This window comes from Ilumatobacter sp. (assembly GCF_046290335.1).
GTDB lineage: Bacteria > Actinomycetota > Acidimicrobiia > Acidimicrobiales > Ilumatobacteraceae > Ilumatobacter_A.
Genome location: NZ_JBKAGH010000002.1, coordinates 508,631 through 533,227, shown reverse-complemented (window position 1 = coordinate 533,227; position 24,597 = coordinate 508,631). Strand labels below are relative to the sequence as shown.

The 24,597-nt window shown below is 67.3% G+C and carries 23 protein-coding genes; 6 read left to right on the top strand and 17 right to left on the bottom strand.

The genetic code is table 11. From position 1 onward, the window contains the following. Positions 1 to 53: 53 nt before the first annotated feature. Complete coding sequence (locus tag ACE37B_RS10905) at positions 54 to 2,981, bottom strand: choice-of-anchor Q domain-containing protein (RefSeq protein ID WP_409923354.1); 2,928 nt, start codon at positions 2,979 to 2,981, stop codon at positions 54 to 56. 152 nt (positions 2,982 to 3,133) lie between these two features. Between ACE37B_RS10905 and dcd the strand changes: the two genes are divergently transcribed. Then, on the top strand, positions 3,134 to 3,718 hold the full coding sequence (gene dcd, locus ACE37B_RS10900; RefSeq protein WP_409923353.1) for a dCTP deaminase: 585 nt from the start codon (positions 3,134 to 3,136) through the stop codon (positions 3,716 to 3,718). 70 nt (positions 3,719 to 3,788) lie between these two features. On the opposite strand, the gene ACE37B_RS10895 is transcribed toward dcd, so the two are convergent. From ACE37B_RS10895 to ACE37B_RS10875, 5 genes are all read right to left on the bottom strand, one after another. Beyond that, positions 3,789 to 5,360, bottom strand: a complete 1,572-nt coding sequence (locus tag ACE37B_RS10895; protein ID WP_409923352.1) for a nicotinate phosphoribosyltransferase — start codon at positions 5,358 to 5,360, stop codon at positions 3,789 to 3,791. 1 nt (position 5,361) lies between these two features. Then, entirely contained in the window at positions 5,362 to 5,997 is a 636-nt protein-coding gene (locus ACE37B_RS10890; protein ID WP_409923351.1) for an isochorismatase family protein, read from the bottom strand. A 118-nt stretch (positions 5,998 to 6,115) separates the two neighbouring features. Then, positions 6,116 to 9,004, bottom strand: coding sequence for a choice-of-anchor Q domain-containing protein (locus tag ACE37B_RS10885; protein ID WP_409923350.1), 2,889 nt, complete (start codon positions 9,002 to 9,004; stop codon positions 6,116 to 6,118). 52 nt (positions 9,005 to 9,056) lie between these two features. Continuing rightward, positions 9,057 to 10,442: an ATP-binding protein gene (locus ACE37B_RS10880; RefSeq protein ID WP_409923349.1), complete on the bottom strand. Its 1,386-nt coding sequence runs from the start codon at positions 10,440 to 10,442 to the stop codon at positions 9,057 to 9,059. Further along, the gene (locus ACE37B_RS10875) at positions 10,439 to 11,131 is read right to left on the bottom strand and encodes a response regulator transcription factor (RefSeq protein ID WP_409923348.1); all 693 of its coding nucleotides are present in this window, start codon (positions 11,129 to 11,131) and stop codon (positions 10,439 to 10,441) included. Before ACE37B_RS10875 ends, ACE37B_RS10880 begins: the two co-directional genes overlap by 4 nt. Positions 11,132 to 11,314: 183 nt before the next feature. On the opposite strand from ACE37B_RS10875, the gene ACE37B_RS10870 reads away from it, so the two are divergent. Genes ACE37B_RS10870 through ACE37B_RS10855 form a run of 4 tightly spaced genes read left to right on the top strand, consistent with a single transcriptional unit; the run spans position 11,315 to position 14,228 of the window. Next, the gene (locus ACE37B_RS10870; protein ID WP_409923347.1) at positions 11,315 to 12,043 is read left to right on the top strand and encodes a hypothetical protein; all 729 of its coding nucleotides are present in this window, start codon (positions 11,315 to 11,317) and stop codon (positions 12,041 to 12,043) included. Continuing rightward, entirely contained in the window at positions 12,036 to 12,746 is a 711-nt protein-coding gene (locus ACE37B_RS10865) for a hypothetical protein (protein ID WP_409923346.1), read from the top strand. Before ACE37B_RS10870 ends, ACE37B_RS10865 begins: the two co-directional genes overlap by 8 nt. Then, positions 12,733 to 13,659, top strand: coding sequence for an FAD:protein FMN transferase (locus ACE37B_RS10860; protein WP_409923345.1), 927 nt, complete (start codon positions 12,733 to 12,735; stop codon positions 13,657 to 13,659). Before ACE37B_RS10865 ends, ACE37B_RS10860 begins: the two co-directional genes overlap by 14 nt. Beyond that, a complete protein-coding gene (locus ACE37B_RS10855) occupies positions 13,656 to 14,228 on the top strand; it encodes a hypothetical protein (protein ID WP_409923344.1) in 573 nt (190 codons plus the stop codon). The genes ACE37B_RS10860 and ACE37B_RS10855 overlap by 4 nt, the downstream gene beginning before the upstream one ends. A gap of 70 nt (positions 14,229 to 14,298) precedes the next feature. On the opposite strand, the gene ACE37B_RS10850 is transcribed toward ACE37B_RS10855, so the two are convergent. The 7 genes from ACE37B_RS10850 to ACE37B_RS10820 all read right to left on the bottom strand — a co-directional run bounded on the left by ACE37B_RS10850 (position 14,299) and on the right by ACE37B_RS10820 (position 20,887). Next, positions 14,299 to 16,572 carry a heterodisulfide reductase-related iron-sulfur binding cluster gene (locus ACE37B_RS10850; protein WP_409923343.1) on the bottom strand — a complete coding sequence of 758 codons (2,274 nt, stop codon included), beginning with the start codon at positions 16,570 to 16,572 and terminating at the stop codon, positions 14,299 to 14,301. 35 nt (positions 16,573 to 16,607) lie between these two features. Then, the gene (locus tag ACE37B_RS10845; protein ID WP_409923342.1) at positions 16,608 to 17,462 is read right to left on the bottom strand and encodes a sugar-transfer associated ATP-grasp domain-containing protein; all 855 of its coding nucleotides are present in this window, start codon (positions 17,460 to 17,462) and stop codon (positions 16,608 to 16,610) included. Continuing rightward, positions 17,459 to 18,115: a 7TM domain-containing protein gene (locus ACE37B_RS10840; protein ID WP_409923341.1), complete on the bottom strand. Its 657-nt coding sequence runs from the start codon at positions 18,113 to 18,115 to the stop codon at positions 17,459 to 17,461. The genes ACE37B_RS10845 and ACE37B_RS10840 overlap by 4 nt, the downstream gene beginning before the upstream one ends. 77 nt (positions 18,116 to 18,192) lie before the next feature. Further along, positions 18,193 to 18,861, bottom strand: coding sequence for a response regulator transcription factor (locus ACE37B_RS10835; protein ID WP_409923340.1), 669 nt, complete (start codon positions 18,859 to 18,861; stop codon positions 18,193 to 18,195). 32 nt (positions 18,862 to 18,893) lie between these two features. Then, entirely contained in the window at positions 18,894 to 20,333 is a 1,440-nt protein-coding gene (locus ACE37B_RS10830; RefSeq protein WP_409923339.1) for a sensor histidine kinase, read from the bottom strand. 12 nt (positions 20,334 to 20,345) lie between these two features. Next, complete coding sequence (locus ACE37B_RS10825; protein WP_409923338.1) at positions 20,346 to 20,495, bottom strand: hypothetical protein; 150 nt, start codon at positions 20,493 to 20,495, stop codon at positions 20,346 to 20,348. A gap of 116 nt (positions 20,496 to 20,611) precedes the next feature. Next, positions 20,612 to 20,887, bottom strand: a complete 276-nt coding sequence (locus tag ACE37B_RS10820) for a pentapeptide repeat-containing protein (protein ID WP_409923337.1) — start codon at positions 20,885 to 20,887, stop codon at positions 20,612 to 20,614. A 188-nt stretch (positions 20,888 to 21,075) separates the two neighbouring features. Here ACE37B_RS10820 and ACE37B_RS10815 point away from each other — a divergent pair, with 188 nt between their 5' ends. After that, on the top strand, positions 21,076 to 21,231 hold the full coding sequence (locus ACE37B_RS10815) for a hypothetical protein (protein ID WP_409923336.1): 156 nt from the start codon (positions 21,076 to 21,078) through the stop codon (positions 21,229 to 21,231). 100 nt (positions 21,232 to 21,331) lie between these two features. Here the strand turns inward: ACE37B_RS10815 and ACE37B_RS10810 are convergent, their stop codons facing one another. The 4 genes from ACE37B_RS10810 to ACE37B_RS10795 form a co-directional block, all read right to left on the bottom strand. Then, positions 21,332 to 22,087, bottom strand: coding sequence for a hypothetical protein (locus ACE37B_RS10810; RefSeq protein WP_409923335.1), 756 nt, complete (start codon positions 22,085 to 22,087; stop codon positions 21,332 to 21,334). 76 nt (positions 22,088 to 22,163) lie between these two features. Beyond that, a complete protein-coding gene (locus ACE37B_RS10805; protein ID WP_409923334.1) occupies positions 22,164 to 22,664 on the bottom strand; it encodes a hypothetical protein in 501 nt (166 codons plus the stop codon). A gap of 42 nt (positions 22,665 to 22,706) precedes the next feature. Next, positions 22,707 to 24,143: an alpha/beta hydrolase gene (locus ACE37B_RS10800; protein WP_409923333.1), complete on the bottom strand. Its 1,437-nt coding sequence runs from the start codon at positions 24,141 to 24,143 to the stop codon at positions 22,707 to 22,709. Next, entirely contained in the window at positions 24,143 to 24,568 is a 426-nt protein-coding gene (locus tag ACE37B_RS10795; RefSeq protein WP_409923332.1) for a hypothetical protein, read from the bottom strand. Before ACE37B_RS10795 ends, ACE37B_RS10800 begins: the two co-directional genes overlap by 1 nt. Positions 24,569 to 24,597 lie beyond the last annotated feature (29 nt).

The following is a 24,597-nucleotide window of genomic DNA, read 5'->3' as shown; positions in this document are numbered from 1 at the left end:
CGACAGAGTGGGTCAGACCCACTCTGTCGCACGGCGCGGTCACCCGCCGCTCATCACGTGAACGTGTAGCCGGTGAGGTCGGCGGTGAGGTGGACGGCAGCGGAGGTGAACAGGCAGAGTTCGCCGTCTTCGTTCGGCGACGCCACGATCTCGTTGCCGCCGTTCGCACCGGGGACGAAGTTGAGGCTGGCCGCGTTGGGCTCCTCACCGCCACAGGGATATGCCGTCACGTAGCCGACGGCTTCGGGCTGCACGGCCGTCAGGTTCACGGTCACCGAGGCCGGAGTGTTCGGCATGCCGGCGCGGCCGCCGACGTCGAGCGAGAGCGTCTGACCAGCTGCCCGCTTGCCGCCGCCCGCGAAGAGCCCGTCGATGGTCTCGCCGATCGCTCGAGTGTCGAGAATCCGGCTGGGAACGGCCAGTGGGAGGAAGTTGGTCGAGACGCCGTCGGTGACGTATCCGACGACGTCCACGGTGAGGTCAGCATCGCGTTCGACGAACAGGCACACCTCGCCGTCGTGGCCGACGGTGGCAACGATCTCGTTGCCACGGTTGACGCCCGCCACGAAGTTCAGACTCGATGCCAGTGGGCGGTCGGCGTCGCAATCCCAGACGGTGACGAAGCCGGTTGCCGTTGGCCGGACCGCGGCGACGTACAACACGACGGTGTCGGTGCCCACGGGGATGGGGCCTCGGCCGCTCACCTGCAGCGTGACGACGCCAGCGTCGCCCGGCGATCCGACTCCGGCAGCTTGGCCGTCGACCGTGACGCCACCCGGGCGTGTGTCGAGCAAGCGTTGCGGTTCGACCGGCTGGTACGCCGAGTCGCCGGGGATGTAGCCGACGACGTCGACGGTCACATCGATCTCCGACGACGTGAAGATGCACAGATCGCCCGCGTCGAGGCCGATCATCACTTCGTTGCCGAGATTGATCCCCGTGGTGTAGTTGAGCGATGCCGTGGTCGGCGCCGGCTCGACACACGGGTGGACGGTGACGTACCCGTTCGTCGAGGGTCGTACCGCGGTGACGTTCGCAAGCACCCCGCGAGCGTCGGCGGGTACCTCACCACGGCCGGCGATCGTGATCCTCCGCTGCGACCCGGCCGACATCCGCCCGGTCGCCTGATCGTCGCCGTCGACGGTCACGCCGGCGGCACGCGTGTCGACGAAGCGGCTCGGAGCGACCGGCACCCAGATCGACGCGGCCGGCGTCGCGACCTCCACCGAGCCGATGTCGACGACATCGACCGGTCGCGGAAGATCTCGCTGATCGCCTTCGCCGACAACGACAGCCAGAGCCGGGTCGCCGCTGTCGATCGCCGGGCTGCCAGCGAGTGGTCGGTGCGTACGAGTTCCTCCACCGTTGTCGGCGAGCGGTCCGAGCAGCGGGTCGACGTCACCCAGGTTGTCGCCACCGCCGAGGAGCGGAACCCCGGTGGTGTCTCCGACGATCGACCAGCTGGCGGCCAGTGGTCCGGTGGTTTCGGGAAAGAGGGGTGCAGCATTGCCGCGCAGGATCGTGTGGTCGATCGTGAACTCGGCGGTGCCATCGGACGCCATGCCGCCACCCTGTCCGGCTGCGACGTTGTCGACGATGGTCGAGGAGAACGCGGTGACGTCGACCGAATCGGCGAGGACGCCTCCTCCGTCACCGCCCGCCTCGTTGCCCGAGATCGTCGACAGCGACACGAAGAGCGTGTCGGGGGCGACGCCGGACACGGTGATGCCCCCACCGTCACCGATCGTCGATCGGTTGTTCGAGATGGTCGAGCGGCTCACGGTCGACGAATCGACACCGCTGATCGTCAACCCGGCGCGTTCGGGTGCGGTGTTGCCATCGATCGTCGACCGTTCCATGGTGAACAGCGGTGTGTTCTCGACCGACAGGCCGGCGACCGCGATCGTCGCCGCGTTGTCGGCGATCGTCGTGCCGCGTGTGTTGACGCCCTCGTGCCCCGACAGGCGAAGCCCCCCGAGAATTCCCGCTGCGTTTCCGGTCACCTCGGATCCTGCCAGGTTCACGAACGATCCCACCGACTCGATCGATCCGGCGCCCGCCTCCGCCGACGTGTTGCCGGAGATGGTCGTGCCGCTGACGTTGGCGTTGGCTTCGCTCGATCGCATGAACAGGCCACCGAACTCGTCGTCGGCCTGGTTGTCGCGGATCGTGGTGTCGGACAGTTCCGTGTAGCTACCCAGAAACACCAACCCGCCGCCGTCGCGCGTCGGGGCAGAGTTCTGCGACACGGTCACACGTTGTGCAGCAGCGCTGCTCGTCGACGCGTTGACGTACAGGCCGCCTCCGAAGCCGGTCAGGGCATGGTTGTCCTCGAACACGGAGTCGACGATCAGCACCCCGGCGCCATCGTCGTGATCTCGAACCAGGAGGCCGCCGCCGCTGCCGGCCATGGCCGTGTTTCCGCGGAAGATGGAGTCGACGATGTCGACGCGACCGGTGATCTCGCCGACCGACACACCACCGCCACCGTCGTTGGCGGTGGTGCTGTTCGAGACCGTGACGTGGTCGAGTCGCAGGTCGTTGCCCTGGTAGAACGCGAGCGCACCGCCGAGGAACGCGGCGCTGCCGTCGGTCAACTCGAGGTGTTCGATGGTGAGATCGACCCCGGGGGTGAACGAGTGGATGATTCGGCTCGAGCCGTCGCCGCTGATGGCGATGCCGCCGCCCATCGGACCGCGGATCGTGACACTGTCGTTGATCGACAGTTGTGTGCCGTCGAGCACGACCGTCCCTGTGAGGCCCGCAACGAATCCGACGATGTCGGCCCCGGGATTCGCGTCTGCGTCGGCGATCGCCTCGCGCAGCGTGTACCCGTCGGTCGGGTCGTCGCTCAGCGTGTCGGCCAGATAGGTCGTCGGCGCAGCGAGGACGGCATCAGCTGAGACGGCCACGATCCCGGACGCGGCGATTGCACTCGCCGCAAGGGTCGCAGTGACGATGGAGAGGGTTCGCTTGCTCATGTCGGTCCGGATTCGCTTCGCCCGAAAGCCTTGCACTTTTCTCGCTGATGCCGCGCCGAACGTCGCCGCAACCACCGGCAGGACGACAGAGTGGGTCAGACCCACTCTGTCGCTCGCGGTCGCTACCGGCAGGTCTCGCTATCGTGCGGATCGTGATCCTGTCCGACCGATCCCTTCGTGAACAGCTCGATGCCGGACGCATCGTGATCGATCCGCTCGACGAGTCACTGATCCAACCGTCGTCGATCGACGTGCGGATCTCGCATCTCTTCCGCGTCTTCCGCAATCACACTCGCGGGGTGATCGACGTGAAGGAGGACATGAACGACCTCACCGAGTTGATCGAGATCCCGGTCGACGAGCACGGTGTCGGAGACGACCCGTTCATGCTGCACCCCGGTGAGTTCGTGCTCGGGTCGACGCTCGAGCGAGTCGCGGTACCCGACGATCTGGTCGGTCGCGTCGAAGGCAAGTCGTCGCTCGGACGCCTCGGTCTGTTGATCCACTCGACGGCTGGGTTCATCGACGCCGGCTTCGACGGCCACATCACGCTCGAGTTGGCGAACGTCGCCAGCCTGCCGATCACGCTGTATCCAGGAATGAAGATCGGCCAGGTCAGCTTCATGCAGATGACCTCGCCGGCCGACAACCCCTACGGCTCCGGAGCGCACGGCTCCAAGTACCAAGGCCAACGCGGTCCCACCCCGAGCCGCTACTTCGAGAACTTCACCCGCTAGCTCTTCGCAACAGAGATCAGAAAGGTCATCGTGCCTGGCACCATGACCTTTCGTGACCCGCTTGGTGCGATCAGGCTTCGGCTTGGGCGATGAGGTCGAGGCGGAGGCGGTGGAGGCGGTCGGTCAGGCTCACGTGGTAGCGGTGCGGGTTGACGAGTCGACGCACACCGATGTCGAGCCGGTCGATGTCGATCGTGCACCGGTGTGCGAGCTCGTCGATCTTCGCGGGAGGCCCGGGCGCGACGTCGTCGCCGAAGACCGGGGTCAGGAGCTCTTCGATGTGATCGATGTCGTCGCGACGGATCACCTGATGCACGCCGTCGCGACTGGGATGATGCACGACGTTGAGTTCGTCCGGGAGGGGATCCTCGTCGGCGAGGCCGATCAGGTCGACGACGGCGGCACCGCGCCGGTCGTAGAGCCGCCACACCTTCTTCAGTCCGGGCAGCGGGACCTTGCCCGGATCCTCGGAGATCTTGATCGCCGGCGTCCATTCACCGTCGGCGTTCTCGATGCCGACCAGCTTGTACACGCCGTTCAACGCACCAGAACCGTGCGACGTGATGAGCCGGGTGCCGACGCCGTAGACGAGCCGAGTGCGGATCGGGCGGGGATCGATGCCGAGCCGTTCGGCGTCATCACCGATCTGGGTGAGGATCTGCCAGATGTTGAGCTCGTCGAGATCGCTCGACAACACGATCGAGACGTCCGGGTAGCCGGCGTCGTCGAGCAGTTTGGCCGTCTGCACCGCGAGGTAGGCGAGGTCGCCGGAGTCGAGACGCACACCGACGGGTTCGTGTCCCGCCGCCCGCAGTTCGTCGAACACGCGGATCGCGTTCGGCACGCCGGAGCCGAGCGTGTCGACCGTGTCGACGAGCAGGATGCACTCGTCGGGAGCGCTCGCCGCCATCGCACGAAAGGCACCGATTTCGCCGTCGCCGAGCGCCATGTACGCCTGCACCAACGAGTGCGCGTGGGTTCCGATCGGCTGCTTTCCGAGCGCGATCGCGGCCTCGACGTTCGACGTCGAGACGCATCCGCCGATCAGTGCCGCGCGGATACCTTCGTTGACGCCCGTCGACGGCCCGCGTCGCATACCGAACTCCAGCACGCGGCCGCCGCGTGCGCTCTGCACGACCCGCGCCGCCTTCGTCGCGATGAGCGTCGGGTAGTTGAAGTGGTTGAGCAACGACGTCTCGATGAGCTGGCAGATCGCCAGCGGTCCGGTCACCGTCACGATCGGAACGTGCGGGTGCACCACCCGACCCTCGCCGACGGCGCGGACCTCGATGCCGTCGAAGCGTCCGGGAGCGGCCAGCCACTCGAGGAAGTCGTCACCGAAGACAGCGGTGCCGGATGGTGAGCTCATCGCCCGCAGCGCGTCGATGTGGGAGGGTTCGATCCGCACGCCGCGCAGCCATGCGAGGAACGGTTCGAGTCCGGCGCTGACGCAGAAGCCCGCCTGGTGGGTCCCGTAGTCAGGCGTCGAACGGAAGAAGTAGTCGAACTGCGCCTGACGTTCCGACAGCCCCTCGCGGACGTACACCTGTGCCATCGCGAGCTCGTACATGTCGGTGAACAGCGGCCCGCGCGTCTGCATCCACCTGTCCGTGATCGTCGTGGCCAGATCGAGTTCGTTCATTTCAGCTGTCGCTCGTCGGTCCGTCGATCACGTCGACGCCGGCGGTGGCGAACTCCGAGAGCACCCGCGCCGTCGTCTCGTCATCGGCGACGACGGGACGGCTCCATCGCCACAGCACCGTGGTGGTGAACGATGCTGCAGCAGCGCTCGACGCGGTGGCGGCCACGCAGACATCGGTGGCGAGTCCGCACACGACGACTCGATCGATGGACCGCTCGCGCAACAGCCCGGTGAGCCCGGTAGGGAGGTCGATGTCACCGCCCGGCTCGCGCATTGCGAAGGCCGAGTAGCCGTCTTCGCCGTTGGTGCCCTTGCGGATGATGGCGCTGGCCCGGTGGTCGGGATCGAGCCCGTCGACCAGCGCAGCACCCCACGTTCCGGCGACGCAGTGGACGGGCCACACGCCACCGTCGGGCACGAAGTGGGGCGTTGTCGGCGGGTGCCAATCCTGGGTGAGCACGATCACCCCACCTGCCTGACGTGCGGCGTCGATCTGGGTGTTGATGCCGTCGAGGAGTGTGTCGCCGTCGGTGACGAACAGCGACCCGGCGGGATGGGCGAAGTCGTTCTGCATGTCGACGACGATCAGCGCCGTCGAGGCGTCGTAGGTGACGGTGAGATCCGGCTCGGTGCTCATGCCGTGAGCCTACGCCCGAGCGCGGAAACGACAGAGTGGGTCAGACCCACTCTGTCGTTTGCGCGCCCGCACCGACGGACGACAGAGTGGGTCTGACCCACTCTGTCGCCGGGTGGGATCAGGGGGAGGTGAACCCGGTGACGTCGGCGGCGAGATCGGTCGCCTGCGACGTGAACAGGCAGAGACGCCCGCTCGGGTTGACGGAGGCGATGATCTCGTTGCCACCGTTGACGCCGGGGACGTAGTTGAGGCTCGACGCCAGCGGCATGTCGGTGCAGTCGTACACCGTCACGAAACCGGGTGCCGTCGGGTTGATCGCCGTGACGTTGACCGAAATCGTCGTCACGTTGTTCGGGATCCCGGCGCGCCCGGCCACGATCAGCTCGACCATCTCGCCGGCACCGACCACACCGCCGCCGACGAAGGCGCCGTCCACCGAGACGCCCGTCGGCCGAGTGTCGAGCAGACGGGAGGAGACGTCGAGGGATTCGTAGTTCGTCCCGGTCGGCAGATAGCCGACCACGTCGACCGTGAGGTGAGCGCTCGTCGACGTGAACAGGCAGACATCCCCGCCCGGCCCGATGTCGGCGATGATCTCGTTGCCACGGTTGACGCCGGGGACGAAGTTGAGGCTCGACGCCAGCGGGGCGTTGCCGTCACAGTCCCAGACCGTGACGAAGCCGTTGCCGGTCGGCGCGACCGCCGCGACGTACAGCACCACGGCACCGGCGTCGGCTGGCACCGCGCCTCGACCGGCGACCGGAACGGTCATCTCGCCGACCGGACCCGGAGCGCCGCCCGCCTGTGCGATGCCGTCGAAGGTGACGCCGGTCGATCGCGTGTCGGCATAGCGAGCCGGTGTGACCGCGCGGTAGGGCGAGTCCGCCGAGATGTAGCCGACGACGTCGACCGTGACGTGAGCGGCAGCCGAGCTGAAGATGCACGCATCGTCGCCGTCCAGTCCGAGGATGATCTCGTTGCCGAGGTTGACCCCTGCGGTGTAGTTGAGCGACGCGGCGATCGGCATCGGGTTGGTGCACGGGTGGGCGGTGATGAAGCCCTTGCCGGTCGGCCCGACGGCGGTGATGTTGGCGATCACGCCGACCGCGTCGCCCGGGACGTCGCCGCGGCCAGCGAAGGTGATGCGGCGCTGTTCGGCGGCGGAGAAGCGGCCCGTCGCCGCATCGACACCGTCGATCGTGATGCCGGTCGTGCGGGTGTCGACGAAACGTGCGGGCTCGATCGGTGTCCACACCTCGAAGTCGCTGGCGACCACCTCGACGGCGCCCATGTCGGGGCTGTCGGTCGGACGAAGCCGCCCGCGCTGGTCGTCGTAGGGCGGGACGATGATCGCCATGTCGTTGGCCGCGTCGATCGCCGGGCTGTCGAGCATCGGCAGCATCGTCAGCGTCGGGCCGCCGTTGTCGGCGAGCGAGTTCAGCTTCGGATCGACGCCGAACAGCGACGCCGTCGGGTTCACCACGATGCCCATCGCGTTGCCGACGATCGAGTGGTCGACGTCGAGCGTCGGATCGTTGACATCGGGAAAGCTCGGCGACGTGTTGTCGGCCACGATCGAGTCACGCACGTCGATGTCGCCACCCGCGCCGACGTAGACGCCGCCGCCCTCACTGGTCGCGAAGTTGTCGACCATCGTCGTGTGGTGCAGGCGGACCGTGGCGACGCCGGTGCCGTGGATGGCGCCGCCTTCGCGGGACTCGTTGCCGACGAACGTCGAGTCGGTGACGGTGACGGTGACGCCGCCGGAGACGTACAGACCGCCCCCGGTGCCCGTCGCGCCGCCCGACAGGTTGTTCGAGAAGGTCGAGGAATCGATGAAGGTTCCGGTTCCGATCGCCGCGACGCCACCGATGTTGGTTCCTTCGTTCCCGTCGACGGTCGACCGATCGAGCACGAACGAGGCGCTCGACACCTGGAGTCCACCAGTCGTGCCCCCGGTGTTGTCACGGAACGTCGAGAGTTCGACCCGCGCCTCGCCCACCGATCCGATCTGGAGTCCGGCCAATCCGACCGACGTGTTCTCGCTGACCGTCGACTCGTGCAGTTCGAGTGCGGCGGCCGATGAGATGTTGCCGGCACCCATGTTCGTCGAGGTGTTCCCCGAGAAGACGGCGTTGCGGACTTCGACGTCACCCGTGTTCGAGTTGATCGTCGCGCCGCCGAAGCTGGCGCCGGCTTCGTTGTCGAGTGCGTCGAGACCCTCGATGGTCACGCTGCCCCCGTCGAGCCAGAGGCCGCCGGCGTTCGCGTTGGTCGCGACGTTTCGAGCGGCACCGATGTCGTCGACGATCAACGAACGGCCGGGGGTCGACACGAAGGCGCCGCCACCGTTGCCGTTCACGCTGGTGTTCTCGATGAACGAGACGCGCTCGAGCCGGGTCTCGCCGGTGCCGGCGAGGTCGTCGAGGTAGAGCCCGCCACCGGCATTGCCGGAGCGGTTGTTGTCGAACATCACATCGACGATCTCGATGAGGTCCCCTGTCGGATTCGCGATCCAGAGTCCGCCGCCCTGGTTCGACGCTTCGTTGCCGACGAAGGTGACGTCGCGCACGCTCACACTTTCGACGCCGGTCGCTGCGACGCCGGCGCCCGAGCCGAGCGCCGCCCCGTTCGCGATCGTCATCCCCTGCAGGGTCAGGTCACCACTGTTCGCCTGCAGCACCCTCGACGATCCGCCCCCGTCGATGGTGAGCAGGCTCTCGCCAGGGCCGACGATCTCGAGTCCACCCGATGTCGTCAACTGACCGGACGTCAGGGTGAGGGTGCCGGTGAGGCCCTCAGCGAACGTGATGCGGTCGGGCCCCGGCGTGCCGTTCGCGAGCGAGATCACTTCGCGGAGCGTGTCACCATCGGCGGGATTGTCGCTCAAGGTGTCGACGACGAAGTTGGCGGCGTGCGTCGGAGCCGGTGGTCCGAGCGCAGCAAGCGTGGCCGCGAGCGCGGCGAGGGTCGTGGTGGCGGTCAGGCGGATGGTTCGTGTGCTCATGGCTGTCCAGAGCGACGGCCAGACGCAATCTTGCAGAAAACGACAGAGTGGGTCAGACCCACTCTGTCGTTCGGGCGGAGATGGCGGGCAGCGAGAGGGTGACGGCGAGGCCCTGCGGCGTGACGTCGCTCAGCTCGATCGTGCCGTTGGACGCGGTCATGATCCGCTGTGCGATCGCGAGTCCGAGCCCTGTTCCCGGGGTGCTGGTGTCCGCTCGCCAGAACCGGGTCAGCGCGTCGTGCTTGTGGGCGTCGTCGATTCCGGGCCCTTGATCCGAGATCACCACGGTGCACGTCGACGGGCCCGCGAATGCTTCGACCGTGACCGTGCCGCCCGGCGGCGAGACGCGCAACGCGTTGTCGATCACGTTGTCGAGGACCTGTTCGATCCCGCCTGCGAGTGCGGTGACCGGCAACGACGCCGACGCCACCCGATGCATGAGTTCGACTCCCTCGTGTTCGGCCGTTGCGGTCCAGGTGTCGACTCGATCGCGCACCACGTCGGCGAGGTCGATCACGACCGAGTTCCCCGACTGCTCGGACCTCGCCAACTGCAGGAGGTCCTCGACGAGCGAGCTGAGCCGGGTCGTCTCGTCGATCGCTGCGGACAGTTCGCGTCGTTCGGATGAGTCGGTGGTCGTCTCGGACTCGAGGTTCTCGAGTCGTAGGCGCAGTGCGGTGAGGGGTGTGCGGAGTTGATGCGACGCGTCGGCGACGAACGACCGTTGACGCTCGATCAAGCCATCGAGTTCGGTCGCCATGTTGTTCATCGCCCGTTGCAGTGACGCCAACTCGGGCGGTGCGCGCTCGTCGATCGGATCGGGCGTCAAGTCACCGCTGGAGAATCGGTCGGCCGCGGCCTGCAGCGTGCGCACCGGACGCGAGACCGAACGAGCGATCACGAACCCGACGCAAGCCATCACGACCAGGATCAGGAGCCCGGCTCCGACGAGCGCGATCCAGAACCGCTGCACGCGCTCGTTCACCTCGTGCGCATCCAGTGTCAGCCGAAGCGCACCGTGCACCACGCCCCCGGACGCAACGGGGACGGCAACGAACAGCAGGTCGGTGTCGAGCGTGTCGGAACGACGGATGCCGGTCGAGCGATCGCCGGCCAGTGCGGCGTCGACCTCCGGGCGGGTGGAGAGGTCGCGGTTGGTGTCGGCGCCGGTGTCGACGAGCGACGTGCCGTTCTCGTCGACGATGACCACGCGGGCGCCGGTCCGTGCGGTGTAGCTCTCGGCGGGCGCGGGATCGAGGGGGCTGTCGTCCTCGAGAGCGTCTTCGTAGATGGTCGCCATCACGGTCGCATCGCGCTCCACATTGGCGCTCAGGCGGTCGATCTCGCGCTCTCGGTAGAACACCGCGAGGGGGACTTCGAGCAGCAGCAGCGCGATGAGGGTGACGGTGAGATAGCTGAGGAGGAGACGCCTGGTCACCGCTCGCCGCTCGCCGCGTCACGGTGTTCCGCGAGGCCGAAACCGACGCCACGCACGGTCACGATGCTGGTCGCCCCGATCTTCTTTCGCAGCGATGCGATGTGCACGTCGAGGGTCTTGGTCGAGCCCCACCAGTTCTCGTCCCACACGTCGCGGATGATCTCGTCGCGAAGGTGAATCGTGCCGACATCGGCGGCGAGGAACGCGAGGAGGTCGAACTCTTTCGGTGTCAGCGCGACCTCGTCGTCATCCACCGTGACGCGTCGCGTCCGTCGGTCGAGACGAAGCCAGCCGAGATCGATGGCGCTCGCGGTCGATGATGCCCCGGACGTCTCGCTGGCACCGGTCCGTCGCAACACGGCTCCGATGCGGGCGACGAGTTCACGGAAGCCGAAGGGCTTGACGACGTAGTCATCGGCGCCGAGCTCGAGCAGTGTGACTCGGTCGATCTCGTCGCTGCGCGCCGTGACCACGATGATCGGCACGTTCGACTCGGCCCGGAGCGCACGGCACACCGCTCGCCCGTCGAGATCGGGCAGCCCCAGATCGAGCAGTACGAGATCTGCGTCACCAGCCGAGGTCGCCTCCGCCCCGGTCGCGACGTGCTGCACCGAGAAGCCTTCGCGGAGCAGCCCGGCGCAGAGCGGTTCAGCAATGGAGAGGTCGTCTTCCACGACGAGGAGATGCACACCGGCAGCCTTGCACGCTCTGGGACGACTTCGACCGAACGGGCCGGATCTTTGCCATCCGCTAACCATCGGCTACTCGGTCGCTGGAGGACCGATCCGTACTGTCCGACCCATGAAGCCCACCGACGTCCGCACCCTCCAGCCCGGGCGAGCCCCCGCCCACCGACCCGAAAGTGTGATCCGATGAATCGACCCGATCTCTCCACGTCCTCCCGTCGCTCGACGTTGCTCACCGTCAGCGCCGTGGGTGGCGCACTGCTCGCGGGAGGGGTCGCCGTCGCCGCGAACATCGGCATCTTGAATGCCGCAGATGACGACGCCATCGGCCAGCTCTCCGCCGCCTACGAGGCGTCACCGACGTCGTTGGAGCCACAGGTCATCGACGTCTATCTGGAGGAATATCTGGAGGAACCGACCGCTCCGACGCTCCCGCCGGTCACGACGGTCTCCACGCTGCCAGCTGGCACGGTGCCGTCGGCCTCGGCGCCCCGTGCGTTCGCCGTCGAGAACGCGGGCACCGTGTCGGTGTCCGACATCGATGGGGTGCTGTCCATCGCTGAGGTCGTCGCCGCCGATGGCTGGATGTGGGACGTCAGCCAACCGGACGATCACTCGGTGAGCGTCACGTTCGCTTCGAACGACACGACCTACGTATTCGTTGCCGAGATCGGACCCGCCGGCGATCTCGTCGCCCGCGTCGACCAGCCGATCGTTCAGGTGGTCCAGGTGCCGAACACCTCGTCGACTGCGGCCGTGCCGAACTCGGCTCCCGGAACCGTCCCTCGCTACGACGATGATGATCACGAGGACCACGACGACGATCACGACGAGTACGAGGCCCACGACGACGATCATGACGACGATCATGACGACGATCACGACGAGCGTGAAGGTGGCGATGACGATGACTGACGCGACATCGAGCGCTCCGAGCGCCGAGCAACTCGCACGTATCGCTCGAATCCGTGAGCGCCGCGCGGTGACCTCCGCCACGACGTCGCAACGAACGACCGAGTCGATGCCGACGACCGTCGTGACGGAGTCGATGCCGGTCGCCACCGGGTTCGCCCCGCCTCGCGTTCCTCCCGGCGTGCCGCCGGCCGGAGGGTCGGTGAACGGGTCGCCCGGCGAATCGGCGCAGGGGATGACGGCTCAGGCCGCGGCGAACCGGTCGGCTGATTCGGCACCTCACCGTCGGCGTCGCCGCCACCCCGCTCAAGGCGGGCGCATCGTCGCCGCCGGTCTGGGCGCGACGACGATGTTCGGCATCGTCGGTCTGCTCGGCTTGCTGAACCCGTTCGCTGCCTCGGCGGGAGATGACCAGCCGCTCGAACCCGCCGAGCCGCCGACCGCACCGGCCGTCCGTCCGATCGAAGTGGTGATCCACTACACCCGGGCGGCTTCGAGCCCCACCGTGAACGAGGTTCCGGAGGCCGGTGTCGGTCCGGCTGTCGTCGAGGCCGAGGCGGCCGCCCCATCGGCGCCGTCGAGTCCCGTCGTTCTCACGGCCACGCCGGTCGTACGGACGGTGACCGTCGAGGCTCCAGCGGCTCCCGCACCGCCCGCTGCGTCCGCGCAGCCTGCGCCACGAGCGAGCACCAGTGGAAGTAACTGACGATCGGTTCCGGGTCATGGCGAGCACCACGCAGGTCGTGCTCGTCGACCCGACCCCGACGGCACACCGAGAGATACGCCGACGCCTCGAGGAACTGGAGCATCGCTGGAGTCGGTTCCTTCCGAGTAGCGATCTCTCGCGGCTCAACTCCTCACCCGGAGTCCCGCTCGCAGTCGGCGCCGACACGATCCGCCTTGTCGACGCGATGTGCCTCGCCAACCATGCGACCGGCGGACGCTACGACCCGACGTTGCTTCACCAGCTCATCACCCTCGGCTACTCGACCAGCATCGACGACTCCGAGCTCATCACCGTCGCGGTGGACTCGCGCCGTCCCGACCAGACCATCAACGATGCCCAGATCGACCGAAGGGCATCGACGATGATGTTGCCGGTCGGACTGTCGATCGATCCCGGCGGCATCGGCAAGGGCTTCGCCGCCGACCTGGTGGTCACGGAGGCCTTGGAGTCGGGTACGGCTGGAGCACTGGTCAGCATCGGTGGCGACATCGCTGCGGCCGGCCGTCCACCGACGGATGGAGGCTGGCTGATCGACGTCGCCGATCCCTTCGGGGGAGGACCGGTCACCACGATCCAGGTCAGCGCCGGCGGCATCGCGACGTCGAGTACACGGTCGCGACGCTGGACCTCCGAGGGTGAGTCTCGACATCATCTGATCGACCCGATCACCGGCACCATGTCGCTCACGGACCTGGCCTCGGTGACGGTCGTCGCGTCCGCTGGTTGGCTTGCCGAAGCTCATGCGAGCGCAGCGTTGCTCTGCGGATCGGCCGGGGCCATGGCGTACCTGGTCGATCACGGTCTCAGCGGCATCGTGATCGATGCCGACGGAGGCACCACGCGAACGAGTGACCTGCTCGTCCCCGATCCGACGATGGTGGTGATGCTGTGAACCCACAGTTCTGGTGGTTCGTTTCCCGCGCCTCGGGCATCGTGGCGTGGCTGTTCCTCACGGCGGCGGTGCTCTGGGGCATCGTGTTGTCGACGAAGCTCTTTCCGCAGCGCCGTCGTCCGGCGTGGCTACTCGACCTGCACCGTGCGCTCGGGGCCTTGACCGTCGTGTCGGTCGCCATCCACCTCGGAGCGCTCGTCGCCGACAACTTCGTGCACTTCTCGGCGGCCGACCTCTTCATTCCGTTCGCCAGCGATTGGAAGACCTGGCCGACTGCGGCCGGTGTCATCGGATTCTGGGGTCTCGTTCTGGTCGAAGGCACGTCGCTGATGATGAAGCGGCTGCCCCGCCGGGCGTGGCGAAGCATCCACCTGACGAGCTACCTGACCTTCGTCGTGTCGAGTCTGCACGGCACGTTCGCCGGCACTGATGTGTCGAACCGCCTGTACGTGGCCACGTCGATCGTCACCACCGTGATGCTGGTGGCAGCCGTGACCTACCGGGTCATCACGCGGCCAGCGATTCGCCAGCGAAACGACAGAGTGGGTCAGACCCACTCTGTCGTCTGACTGGGCGAAGGTGGCGCTACGTGCGTCGCGCTGATTGGCGGCGACAGAGTGGGTCTGACCCACTCTGTCGTCAGTTGCCAGCGACGGGGGAGGGGTTCTCGTCCTGGAGCAGCGGCGCGTCGCCGGCGTGGAACGCGGCCTCGCCCTTCTGGATCGCGTCGAGGAGGTGGATCGAGATGTCGGCGACCTTGACGACGTCGTCCTCGACGCCCGCCCCCTTCACGCCGTCGTCCATCATGATGTAGCAGAACGGGCAAGCGGTCGCGATGCGAGAGGCGCCCGTCGACAGCGCCTCGGCCGCACGCTCGTCGTTGACCTTCGTGCCCGTGGTCTCTTCCATCCACATGCGAGCACCACCAGCGCCACAGCACATGCCCTTCGTGCCGTTGCGCTGCATCTCGACGACCTCGACGCCCTTGATCGAACCGACGACCTTGCGAGGAGCCACGTACACGTCGTTGTGGCGGCCGAGGTAGCACGAGTCGTGATACGTGATGCGCTCGTCGAGCGTGGCCTGGCTCACGTCGAGTTGCCCGGAGTCGATCAACTGCTCGAGCAACTGGGTGTGGTGGACCACCTCGTAGTTGCCGCCGATCTGCGGGTACTCGTTGAGGAGCGTGTTGAAGCAATGCGGGCACTGGGTGATGATCTTCTTCACGCCCATGCCGTTGAGCATCTCGACGTTGGGCTGCGCCAACATCTGGAACAGGTACTCGTTGCCGGCGCGGCGGGCAGAGTCGCCGGTGCACATCTCGGACGGGCCGAGGACGGCGACGTCGATGCCGGCCCGGCGCAGCAGCTGCGCCATTGCTTGCGTGACCTTCTTGTTCTTGTCGTCGAACGATCCCGCGCAGCCGACCCAATACAGGTATTCCGACTGCAGCGCCTCGCCCGGGTCGACGATGGTGACGCCGTCGATGCCTTCGGCCCAGTCGCCGCGCTCGCCCTGGTTGAGGCCCCACGGGTTCATCTGGTTCTCCATCGCCCGGAACGCGTTGCCGAGTTCGGTCGGGAAGTTCGACTCCATCAGCGCCAGGTAGCGACGCATGTCGAAGATCTTGTCGGTGATCTCGATGTTGACCGGGCAGATCTCGTCGCACGCCTTGCAGGTCGTGCATGCCCACAACTCCTCGGGCGTGATGCGCTCGAACAGGTTGTTGGCCTGCACCTTGACCTCGGGAACGGTGCCCAACGGTGGCGACACCGCAGGCGTGCCCGTGGCCGCCATGACCTCTCCGGCCTTCAGCACGATCTCGCGCGGGTCGAGCGGCTTGCCGGTGGCGTGGGCCGGGCACACCGAGGTGCAGCGACCGCACATCGTGCACGCGTCGAGGTCGAGGAGTTGCTTCCACGTGAAGTCCTCGACGACCGAGGCACCGAAGCTCTCGAGTTCGGTCTCCATCAGGTTCGGCATCGGCCGCATGGCGCCCTTCGGACGGTCTTTGTCCTTCAGGTACATGTTGAGCGGCGAGGTGAAGATGTGGCGCAGCATCGTGATCGGCAACAGCGCGAGGAACGCGATGAACGTGACGACGTGGGCGATCCACCACCACTGGTGCCAGACGTCGAGGCTCGACTGCGACCAGCCGTCGACCAAGGTGGCGAGCGGGTAGCCGACGAAGCTCCAGCGTTCGTAGCTCGGCATGCCCTCCTGGGCGATGCGGAACATCTCCGCGCCGTAGCCGGTGAGTCCGATGAGGAAGAACGTCGCGAGGATCGCGGCGTGCTCGGGCTTCGACTTGATCCGGATCCGGTACGGGCGCTGGACGTAGCGACGAACGATCGCCCACACGACGCCACCCATGAACACGAGGCCCATCAGGTCACCGAACGCCGCGTACCCGCGGTACACGTCGCCGTGCAGGAACTTCAGCGACTCGGGCATCTGGTGATCGATCTCGAGCACCGTGGTGACCGCGAGCAGGCCGAGGAACCCGAAGTAGATCATCGAGTGCATGAGGCCAGCACCGGCGTCACGCAACAGCGTCTGCATGTACGCGCCCGCCCGGAAGTCCTTCAGGCGCTGGGCCGCGTTCTTCGTCGTCGTGCGACGCTTCGCCGGAGCGCCGCGTTCCCAGTTCTTCATCCGATTGGAGAACATGATCGAGCCCCACACGACCATCACCGGGATGATCGAATAGAACGCGATCTGGAGCGGGCCGGGAATGTTCGTGAAGACCGTGCGATGCACCTCGCTGTCGCTCTTCCACTTCGTGAACTGCGGGATGATGCCCGACACGATCGTGAACAGCGCGACACCGATGCCGAGGACGAGGGCGAGTTGGTGCGGCTTGACTCGGGCCTTCTGGCCCGACTCCTGAGGTGTTTCGGTCGCAGTGCTCATCGGGCACCGAGGTTACTTGCCAGTAGCTCCGCGTCTCACTTCCACCTCGAATCACCGGCTCCGGGATCGAGTGGTTGCAGACACACGTTCTGGATTTCCAGCCCAGGGTGAGCGTTCACTTCGAGGACCAGCGCGCCGAACTCGGCATCGACGACCAGATCGGCGCCGACATAGCCGAGGCCGGTCGCCGGACCGCAACGCCGCGCCAGATCGACCAGCTCCGGCCACCTCGGGATGATGGCATCGACCATCGGCGCGCCCGTGTCGGGATGCCGGGCGACCTCCGCGCCGCCGACGACGGCGCGTTCGATGCGGCCGGTCGAGATGTCGATCGCGGCACCGAGCCCGCCTTGGTGCAGGTTGCCGCGACCGCCGCTGGACAACGTCGGGACGCGCATCATCGCCATCAACGGACGCCCGTCGTCGCACACGATTCGGATGTCGGGAAGACCGAATGGCGCCAGCGCGGCGAGGTCGGGATGTGCCACGAGCAGCGGCTCGAACAGCGCCCGGTCGGTGTCGGTATCGGAGTGGATTCCATCGATCATGTCGTCGACCTCGCGTTCGAGCTGACGGTGCGAGCGCAGGCCGTCGGGGGTGATCCACACGTCGTGGCCGCGGCGACCGGTCACCACCACGACGCCTTTGCCTTGACTCCCCCGAGCCGGCTTCGCGACGAAACGGTCGGGGAGTGATGCCGACGGCAACGCCCGCATCTCGCGCCGCGAGGAGACGACGTGCAGCGTCGGAGGCACCGCGATGTCGGCAGCGGCGAGCCGCACCTTGCAGACGATCTTGTCCTTCACTTCGGCGATCGCCCAGCGCGGGTTGTTTCGAGCGATGTGCGCGTTGCGTCCATTGAGTCCGAGCGCACGGCGTCGACGAATCATCGGACGGTCCCGGCCGCCGCGGTGACGCCGTACGTCGAGGCCGAACCCGCAGGAGCAAACGGCTGCGTCGTCGTGGCGGAGCAGTGCACCGGGCGGAAACGCCGGAGTTCGGTGACGCGCAGGCCGCGGTAGCTCCCGACCGCGAGGTTCACGGCAACCCCGAAGGCGGCGAGCAGATACCACGGAGACTGATCGATCCACTGACCGCTTGCCGCGAGCAGCGCTGCGATCGCGTACGCCATGGCGACGGTGGACGCTCCGAGCCGTATCGCCTCGAGCGTGCCCGACGTCTGCATCGTGTCCCAGGTGCGCTCGAGAACGAGGGCGAGCACGACGATCGGCGCCGCACTTCCGTCCTCGTGCAGCATTCCGGCGGCGACGAGTGCGGCGAGAACGGCAACGACTTGGATCGCCAGCCTCGAAGATCGGGGAAGCGCCAGCTTCTCGATGAGCGGCAGGGTCAAGAACACTGCGCCGGTGGCGATCAGCAGGGTGGCGCCGGACTGGCGAGCGCCCATCTGCATGATGTTCAGCGCCAACAGCGCCGGGGCGAATGTGCCGATCGCCCGGATGCCGATGATCTGGCGAAACGTGATGGCGATCGCGGCGCCGAGCGGGAGGTAGACGAGAAGTTGCTCTGGAGTGATGTTCACGTCGCCACGATGTGCCGCGCCGCTGTGTTCACGATGAGCCGGCGATGAGAATGCTCTCAGTCAGCGCCACGCACCGGTCAGCTGTCGCGAAGGCGGTAGCCGACGCCGCGCACGGTCTCGAGGGCGTCGGTCCCGAGCTTCTTGCGGAGATAGCCGACGTAGACGTCGACGACGTTGGAGCCCGGATCGAAGTCGTAACCCCACACCCGCGAGAGGAGTTGCTCTCGGGAGAGCACCTGACCAGGGTGTCGGAAGAACGTCTCGGCGAGTGTGAATTCGCGTGCTGACAACTCGACGGTGCGCTGCTCGACGCGCAGCGTCCGGGCACCGATGTCGAGCGTGGCGCTTCCGACGACGATCTGGCTCGGCCCGGCGTCGGTCTTCGCGGCCTCGGCGAGCCGTACCGACACGCGAGCGAGGATCTCCTCGAAGCGGAACGGCTTGGTCACGTAGTCGTTTGCCCCTCCTTCGAATCCGGCGAGCGTCGACTCCAACTCGTCGCGGGCGGTGAGGATGATCACCGGGAGCCGCTCGCCTCGTGCTCGGATCTGGCGCAGCACCGACATGCCGTCGAGTCCGGGAAGCCCGAGGTCGAGCAGCGCCAGGTCGAAGGCGTCGTCGCGGGCGACGGCGCCCGCTTCGCGTCCGTCGGCGATCACCATCGTCGTGTGCCCAGCGGCAGTGAGGCCCTTTTCGAGGAAGGAGGCGATGTCGGGTTCGTCTTCGACGATCAGAATTCGTGCCATGTCGGAAGTCCTTGGTTCGTGGGTCGCCGCGCTCAGGGAGCGACCGGTGGTGGCAACAGTTCGTGGAGTGGGATGCGGATCGTGAACGTCGAGCCGACGCCGACCTCGCTCTCGACGCTGACCGTTCCGCCGTGCGCACGGACGATGGCATCGACGATCGAGAGACCGAGTCCGGCGCTCCCGCCGCTCGACCGGGTGGTCGTTGCTCGATGGAACCGCTGGAACACGCGCTGGAGTTCCTCCGGCTCGATGCCGTCGCCCGAGTCCGCGACCCAGAGGCGGAACTCGTCGGCATCGAGCTGTCCGCCGATGCTGATCTCTCGACCGTCGGCGGTGTGGCGGGCGGCGTTCGCCGCGAGGTTCAGCATCGCCTGGGTCAGTCGACCGGAGTCGCCGACGACGATGCCGATCGGGAGCGCGTCGATCGACCAGTCGTGGTCGCCCAACTGCTGCACCAACTCGAACGTGTTGGTGACGAACTCGTCGGCGTCGAATGGTGCCATGCGCACGAACTCGACGGTCTCCGACCGGGCGAGCACGAGCAGGTCGTCGACGATGCGTGACATGCGGTCGACTTCTCTCAGCACGATCGGTGTCGTGGCGTCGGGCGGTCGAACGGTGCGTTCGTCGCTGCGCTCGGCATCCTCGGTGAGCGAGGCGACTTCGAGTTGCCCGCGGATCACCGTGAGGGGCGTGCGCAGTTCATGGCCGGCGTCGTTGAGGAACTGGCGCTGCGTGTCGACGGCTCGTTGGAGTCGGTCGAGCATCGAGTTGAAGCTGTCGACCATCGCCGCGAACTCGTCGGAACCCTGGATCGGGATCCGACGGGAGAGGTCGTGCTCGGTGATGTCTCGGGCCGTGTCGGCGAGCACCTGTACCGGACGCAGCACACGACCGGCGACCACCCACGCCAACGCGACGGCGGCGGCGAGTGCGGCGAGTGCGACGATCGCTGCGTCGCGGATCGTGTCGGAGATCCGCTGGCGGTCGACGTCGAGGAAGAAGCCCACGACGAGGAGCCCGGCCTGTTGCCCGGAGTCGACGAGCGGTTGGGCGAGGACCCTGACCGGACCTGCAGCGCTGTCGATCGTGCCCAACGTCGGGTCGGTGACATCGAAGAGGAACTCGACGTCGGCGCGAATGTTGCCGGGTGGGTCGGCCGACTCGAGGAATGGTTGCCGGTTCTGGACGGCGATGAGGACCTCGTTGTCTGCGGGGACGTTCGTGACCATGTAGTTCTCGAGCAGCTGCCGAGCGAATTCCTCGGCCGTCTGATCCGGACCTCGCTCCGTGAGCCGACTGACCTCTGCGAACTCTTGCGCTTCCTGCGCGAGGTCGCGGTCGATGCGCTCGTCGAGCTCGGACAACAACACCTGCCGGAGCAAGACGACGGTCACGGCGAGCGCGACGGCAACGACGAGGGTGGTGAGACCCAGAATGCGGGCCCGAGCGGTCAGGCGTGGACGCCGCAACGCCGGACCGACTCAGTCGTCGTCATCGTCGGACTCGTCATCCCACTCGTCATCCCACTCGTCATCCCACTCGTCATCCCACTCGTCGTCCGCGCCGTCATCGTCATCGTCGTCATCGTCATCATCGTCGATCTCGTCGTCGTCATCGTCGTCAACGGTCACCGGCGGGGCGGTCGGAGTAGCCGTCGGGGGCGGCGCCGGTGTGGTGGCCGGTGTGGTGGCCGGTGTGGTGGCCGGTGTTGTCGCGGGTGTTGTCGCCGGAGTCGAGGGCGGTGCGATCACGACGGGGGGTGGGGGTTGCACGACGCGGACGACCGTGTCCGGCGTCGTCGTTCCCGGCCGGATCTGGGTCCCCCCGACCGTCTGCGTGTCGCCGCTCGATCCATCGCCGGTCGTCTCGGTCGTGATCGCGGCCGTGTCGGTCGTGACGACGGGATCGCGCTCGGCTCCGGTCGTCGACGGAGCAACGCTGGACGGAACCTCGCTCGACGGAACCTCGCCCGACGGAACCTCGCCCGACGGAACCTCGCTCGACGGAACCTCGGCGTCGACACCGATCTCGATCACCGGAAGGTTCGATGGTTGCTGGCTGCTCGCTGCGTCAGCGAGTGCCAAGCCACCCAGCACCGCGACCAGGCCGGCGGTGGCGGCGGCAACCATGCCGAGACGCTGACGCGGGGGCGCAGGCGTCGTCCGGCGCAGGCCGACCTTCGCGGTGCCGGCGGCCGTCTCAGAGGCCGTCATGGCGGCCGGGTTGTCGGCCGTCATGGCGGCCGGGTTGTCGGCCGTCATGGCGGCCGGGTTGGCGGCCGGGTTGTCGGCTGGATCGGAGCCGGTGCGGTCGTTCATGGAGTCGATCGTGGAGGTGTCGTCTGAGGTGATCGTGAGTCGGTCATGAGAACGTTCTTAGGAAACCGGTTGCGTCGTCGTGCCATCACGCGAGGACGCTACGAGTCGCCGCCACGGGGCGGCGAGCGAGGGCGGGGCGTTGCTCTTCGTCAGCTTCGCAGCAGAGCGATGCCGTGGAGGAAGAACTCCGTGGCCAGTGCGAGCGGGTTGTCGGCGGCGTCGAGCTCGCCGAAGCTCATCGTTGCGCCGAACGGAGCGTTCCAGTATTCCTCCGGCTCGGGTCGTTCGGGGCCCCACGGTCCGACGTACAGATACGGTTCTTGATGGCTTGCGTCTCCGGCTGCGGCGCCGAGGTTGCAGCGCCTCCCGGGTTTGCGGGCGTGGTCGACGGCCAGATCGATGCCCAGGTCGAAGTGCTCCGGCCACAGGCGGGCGATCGAGGCACGAGCGTCGGGCAGCGACGCCACTGCCTCGTCGATCGCCCGATGGCCGAGCGTGTACCAATCGCCGAGAACGAAAGCGGTTGCCGACTCGACGACCAGCATGTCGTCGGGGTCGCCAAGCGGTGGGGTGTCGTGGCCGACACTCAGGTTCGGGTCCGGGGTGAATCCGATCGCCGCGCACAACGTGGTGATCGTCGATCCGGCGATGGTGACGACCTCCGTCGTGGCGGTCGCTTCGCCGTCTCGTTCGCCGCCCGCGCGTTCGACGAAGAGCGACCCGCCGACGACGCGCACCCGAGTGCGGCGGGCTCCGAACTGTGGTGTGCCGAATCCGCCGGGAAGTGCCATCAGCGAGAAGTGCCCGGTCTCGCGGACCTGCGCTTGAGCCACGACATGCGTCGCGATGCGTCGGAGCACTTCACGTTGTGTCGGCCAGTCGTCGACGAGCGGTGCGAAGTTCATGTCCCGAGGCTAGGTGCGCGGCCCGAGCGACACGTCAACATGTCTGGGTGAGCGTGGGTGGTGCCGGCTGGGTGCGTCAGTCGGGAGGTTGGGCGCAGCGTCCGGTGGTCCAGATCCTGACGGCGTTTTCGTCGGCGACGATCGTGACGGAGATGGTGCGGTTGTCGGGTCCGTCCCAGAGTCGGTAGGGGCCGACCGCGAAGTCTTCGCGGCTGTTCTCGCTGTAGCCGAATGGGGCGATGGCGTCGGCGACCGCGTCGAGTTCGGGCTCGCCGGGGCCGGTGTTGTCGGTGCCGGTGTCGTCGGGGTCGGTGTTGTCGGTGCCGGTGTCGTCGGGGTCGAGGGGGAGGTATCCGGTCAGGTTGGCATATCGGTTGGAACCGCCGCACGTGAGTGGGCCGATGGTGACTCGCTCGACGCGGTCGGGGTCACCGAGTGCGGCGGCGACGACGTTCGCCATGTCGCGTGCGTCCTGCACGGATTCGTCGAAGGTGAGGTCAGGGCCGAACACCGAACACCCCGCCAGGGCGAAGAGCCCAGTGAGTGCGATGGCGAACCGGTGACGAAGAATCCACATGACCACCTCCAGGTGTCGAGCCTACGTCGTTCGTCATCCGGGTCAGTCCCAAAACGTGATGGCATCGGCTGCCTCTGAGAGCCGGTCGCCGGTCCATTCGGTGGCCTCGACGGTCGCATTGATACCGGCGTCGATCCCGTGCACCACGATCGTGGACGCGGTGCCGACCATCGTTCGCCCCGTCGTCTGCAGGTCGTCGACGACGTCTTCGGCGAAGCCGGGCAGGGGCCGCTGGAGTTGATCGACGATGTCGTCGGCCACGGCGACGGGAGCCATCACACTCTCGTGGACCACGTCGCCGACGCTGGTGAAGCGCTGCGTCTCGGGGGCGCCATCGATCGCGGCGCGAGCGATCTGGGTGAGATTCGCGTCGCTCCAGTAGTCGGAATGTGAGAAGACGAAGGTGTCGGTGTGCGCCTGCAGCCGGTCGGCGCCGAAGAACACCGAGGTCGGCGACATCCCGAAGCGTTCGAGGGTGCCGACGGGGTCCATCGTCGCCCGCATCGCGAACACGTCCGACCCTTCCGGTAGCTCGAAATCGCCCACGTGATCGACGCCCATCCTGGGGCTTCCGAGCACGATCGTGTTGTGCGGGGCGAGTCCGTCGCTCAGTGCTTCGCCGACGACGAAGGATCCGTAGGAGTGTCCGACGACCGTGAGCCGTTGCGTCGGTCGCAGCACCAGACCGTCGACGAAGTCGTGCAGCAGCAGTCCACCGCGCTCGCCGGCTCCGGACGTGCCCGGGTTGTTCGCAGCGATCCACTGGGGCGCGTCATAGCCGAGCCAGGCGATCACGGCGACGTCGTCACCGCCCACGTCGTTGACCTTCTCGCGAAGGAGGACGGCTCGCCGCGCCTCCAACCCGAAGCTGTCTCCGAGTCGGTACGCATCGAGCGTCGTGCCCGTTCCCGGCACGGTCACCAGCACGTCGTCAGCAGTCGTCACGCCACCGAAGGCGATCGCCACGCGACCGAGAGAACCGTCGTAGAGCAGCACCTGTGGCACCGTCATCTCGCCGGTGATCGCATCGACGGTCGGATCCAACCAGCTCTGCAGCAGACGCCGTCGGTCGTCGTCGGTCGCTGCTTCGAGGTCGGCGCGGATGCGGATTCGGTTGGCGGCGACGACGCGGTCGATCGAGTGCTCTTCATCCGGTTCGATGCCGAGCGATGCCAGTTCGACGTCGACGAGCTCGCGTCGGATCGCAGCGAGCGCGCCGATGCCGAACCAGTGCACGTCGGCGAGTCCTTCCCGGACCGCGTCGAGCAACTCGGCCGTCTGGCGAGCCGTGTTGGTGAGCTGATCGACGTGTTCGATCGTCGAGTCGACGGTGCCGCCCCACTCGGGGTCGCCGAGCAATCCGCTCAATGCGGCTGCGCCCGAGAACCAGTCGGCGGCGTCGCCACTTCGGCGCGCCGCGGCGTCCAGTTCGGCGCGAGCTTCCCCGAGTGCGTGCGCGTCGGCTCCGACGAAGGCCATCAGCCGGTTCCGTTCGGACCGTCGTAGAACGGCGGTGGTGTCGGGCGGCGGGGTTGCGTGCCGGGATGGAGCGAGTCGACGATGTTGGCCGGGGTGCCGTCCCGTTCGGCCAGAAGCCATCGGGAGCGCTGCGCCCACCACCGGCTGTTCGCAGCCGAGTACTCCCGAAACGCGGCCTCGAAGGCCTCGCATTCGTCTGCTCGGCGGCGGCACTCGGCGGCCAGATGTGCACACGCAGAGACGGCCGAGGTCGCGCTCGAGTCGATTGCCTCGAGCGCGAGATCGACCGACGTGGCGACGCTGCTCCGACCTTCGAACGCCTCGCGTGCTCCTGACCGATCACAGGCTCGCCCAACGTCGGCGATGTCATCGGCGACCTCGTCGAAGCGGGTCGCAGCAAGCCGGAACTCCGCTGCCGACGGCATCGCGACATGGTAGATGACGTCGGGAGTTG

Excerpts from the sequence above, each read along its gene's own strand:
- ACE37B_RS10905 (WP_409923354.1), bottom strand. The coding sequence starts at position 2,981 with ATGAGCAAGCGAACCCTCTCCATCGTCACTGCGACCCTTGCGGCGAGT.
- ACE37B_RS10895 (WP_409923352.1), bottom strand. The coding sequence starts at position 5,360 with ATGAACGAACTCGATCTGGCCACGACGATCACGGACAGGTGGATGCAG.
- ACE37B_RS10890 (WP_409923351.1), bottom strand. The coding sequence starts at position 5,997 with ATGAGCACCGAGCCGGATCTCACCGTCACCTACGACGCCTCGACGGCG.
- ACE37B_RS10885 (WP_409923350.1), bottom strand. The coding sequence starts at position 9,004 with ATGAGCACACGAACCATCCGCCTGACCGCCACCACGACCCTCGCCGCG.
- ACE37B_RS10870 (WP_409923347.1), top strand. The coding sequence starts at position 11,315 with ATGAATCGACCCGATCTCTCCACGTCCTCCCGTCGCTCGACGTTGCTC.
- ACE37B_RS10865 (WP_409923346.1), top strand. The coding sequence starts at position 12,036 with ATGACTGACGCGACATCGAGCGCTCCGAGCGCCGAGCAACTCGCACGT.
- ACE37B_RS10850 (WP_409923343.1), bottom strand. The coding sequence starts at position 16,572 with ATGAGCACTGCGACCGAAACACCTCAGGAGTCGGGCCAGAAGGCCCGA.
- ACE37B_RS10845 (WP_409923342.1), bottom strand. The coding sequence starts at position 17,462 with ATGATTCGTCGACGCCGTGCGCTCGGACTCAATGGACGCAACGCGCAC.
- ACE37B_RS10835 (WP_409923340.1), bottom strand. The coding sequence starts at position 18,861 with ATGGCACGAATTCTGATCGTCGAAGACGAACCCGACATCGCCTCCTTC.
- ACE37B_RS10815 (WP_409923336.1), top strand. The coding sequence starts at position 21,076 with ATGGCGGCCGGGTTGTCGGCCGTCATGGCGGCCGGGTTGTCGGCCGTC.
- ACE37B_RS10810 (WP_409923335.1), bottom strand. The coding sequence starts at position 22,087 with ATGAACTTCGCACCGCTCGTCGACGACTGGCCGACACAACGTGAAGTG.
- ACE37B_RS10805 (WP_409923334.1), bottom strand. The coding sequence starts at position 22,664 with ATGTGGATTCTTCGTCACCGGTTCGCCATCGCACTCACTGGGCTCTTC.
- ACE37B_RS10800 (WP_409923333.1), bottom strand. The coding sequence starts at position 24,143 with ATGGCCTTCGTCGGAGCCGACGCGCACGCACTCGGGGAAGCTCGCGCC.
- ACE37B_RS10795 (WP_409923332.1), bottom strand. The coding sequence starts at position 24,568 with ATGCCGTCGGCAGCGGAGTTCCGGCTTGCTGCGACCCGCTTCGACGAG.